This is a genomic window from Saccharopolyspora sp., assembly GCF_017434145.1.
Taxonomy (GTDB): Bacteria; Actinomycetota; Actinomycetes; order Mycobacteriales; family Pseudonocardiaceae; genus Saccharopolyspora_C; species Saccharopolyspora_C galaxeae.
The window spans coordinates 1-2439 of record NZ_JAFRFW010000257.1 but is presented as its reverse complement, the minus strand read 5'-3'; the positions used below and the strand labels follow the sequence as shown (position 1 = coordinate 2439).

The 2439-nt window shown below is 71.6% G+C and carries 2 pseudogenes; both read left to right on the top strand.

Annotated elements, in window-relative coordinates:
- A pseudogene (locus IJH84_RS07200) lies at positions 1-259 on the top strand (magnesium chelatase); the annotation flags it as partial.
- Positions 259-2214: pseudogene (locus tag IJH84_RS07195) on the top strand (VWA domain-containing protein); the annotation flags it as partial. The pseudogenes IJH84_RS07200 and IJH84_RS07195, both read left to right, overlap by 1 nt.
- Positions 2215-2439 lie beyond the last annotated feature (225 nt).

Below are 2439 nucleotides of genomic sequence, written 5' to 3'. Positions count from 1 at the left end.
CGGGCTGGACCTGCGTTCGCTGGTCGAAGCGGTGACCGGTGGGCACCAGGTCGCCACCGGCGAGCGCATCAGCGGCGGCGACGTGCTCACCGCGCTGCCGGAGCTGCCGGTGCTGCAGCAGGTCGCCGAACGGCTCGGCGTGCGCGCGGACGACTCGTCCGGGCGCATCGCCAGCGCGGTCGAGCTGGCGCTGGAATCGCTGTACCTGAACAAGAAGCTGGCCAAGGACTTCGACGAAGATCGGTCGGTGTACGGCTGATGACTCCGAGGCCGCGCCGCTACCGCTACGGAGCATGGCACGGCGGCTCCGATCCGCTGGAGCCGCCGGTGGACCTGCGCGAGGCGCTGGACCAGATCGGGCGCGACGTGATGGAGGGCGCGTCGCCGCGGTCGGCGCTGGAAGAGATGCTGCGCACCGGCACGCGCGAAACGTCTGGTCTGGACGAACTGACCCGCAGGCTGTGGCAGCGCCGCTCGGAGCTGCAGCGCAGGCACAACCTGGACGGCACCTTGCAGGAGGTGCGCAGGCTGCTGGACCGCGCGGTGGCGCAGGAGCGGGAGTCGCTGGCGGCCGAGGAAGGCGACGACGCCCGGTTCCGCGAGTTGCAGCTGGACGCGCTGCCGCCGGACGCGGCCGGTTCGGTGCAGGAGCTGTCGAACTACGACTGGCGATCCCAGGACGCGCGGGAAACCTTCGAGGAGATCCAGCGGATGCTGGGTTCGGAATTCCTCGAGCAGCGCTTCAAGGGCATGAAGGAAGCGCTGCAGGACACCACCCCGGAGGACGTCGAGCGGGTGCGCAAGATGCTCGACGACCTCTCCGAGCTGCTGGCCGCGCACGCCCGCGGCGATGCCGACGTGCCGCGGCGGTTCGACGAGTTCATGGCCGAGCACGGCGAGTTCTTCCCGGAGAATCCGCGCAACGTCGACGAGCTGATCGACGCGCTCGCCGCCCGTTCCGCGGCGGCGCAGCGGATGCTGAACTCGATGAGCGAGCAGCAGCGCGCCGAACTGTCGCAGCTGTCGCAACAGGCGTTCGGCGATCCGCGCATCGGCGAGGCGCTGAACCGGATGGATCAGCAGTTGCAGTCGCTGCGTCCCGGCGAGGACTGGTCCGGCCGGGGGCGGTTCCGCGGTGATCAGCCGATGGGGCTGGCTGAGGCCACCGAGGCGATGGCCGAGCTGGGTGAGCTGGAGCAGCTCGCCCAGCAGCTCGGCCAGTCCTACCCGGGCGCGAGCCTGCAGGACATCGACCTGGAGGCACTGGAACGCCAGCTCGGCGAGCAGGCCGTGGTGGACGCGCAGCGGCTCTCCGAGATCGAGCGGCAGCTGCGGCAGCAGGGCCTGCTGCAGCGTGCTCCGGACGGCACCCTGCAGCTGAGCCCGCGCGCGATGCGCAGGCTCGGGGAAACCGCGTTGCAGTCGGTGATCTCGCAGCTGCGCAGCCGCCAGGGCGAACGCGACACCGACCGGGCGGGCGCGGCAGGGGAACTCACCGGCACGACCCGGCCGTGGTCCTACGGCGACACGGAACCGTGGGACGCCGGCCGGATGGTGCGCAATTCGGTGCTGCGCCGCGCCGCCGAGGGCCCGCGGTCGCCATTGCTGCAGGTGGATGACCTGGAGGTCGCCGAGACCGAGCAGCGTTCCCGCGCGGCCGTGGCGCTGTGCGTGGACACCTCGTGGTCGATGGTGCAGGATGGCCGGTGGGTGCCGATGAAGCGCACCGCGTTGGCGCTGAACCACCTGGTGGCCACCCGCTACCGCTCGGATGCCCTGCAACTGGTCACCTTCGGCCGTTATGCGTCCACTGTGGACGGTCGGGAGCTGGCGGCGCTGGAAGGCACTTGGGAGCAGGGGACGAACCTGCACCACGCGCTGCTGCTGGCGGGCAGGCACGTGCGGCGGAACTCCGACGCGCAGCCGGTGGTCCTGGTGGTCACCGACGGCGAACCCACCGCTCACCTGGAAACCGACGGCGAAGCGGTGTTCCAGTACCCGCCCACGCCGCGCACCCTCGGCGTCACGTTGTCCGAAGTGGACTCGCTGCACCGGCTGGGCGCGACGCTGAGCGTGTTCATGCTCGGCGAGGACCCGCGCCTGGAGCGGTTCGTGAACATCGTCGCCCGCCGCGGCGGCGGCCGGGTCGTGGCACCGACCGCGGACGGCCTCGGTGCGGCCGTGGTCGGCGACTACCTGCGCACCAAGCGGCGGCGCTGTCCGCCCACTGCGGACGGCGCCGGTCCGGAGGGCGGGTCAGCGGGGAAGGACGCGCTCGATGGCGGCGCGCACCTCGGGCGAATCGGGTTCGACGGTCGGTGCGAAGCGGGCGGCGACAACGTCGTCCGGGGTGACGAGGAACTTCTCGAAGTTCCACCGGAGGACGCCGCGGTATCCGTCCGCGTCGGGCGCCTCGACGAGGCCGTCGTAGAGCGGGTG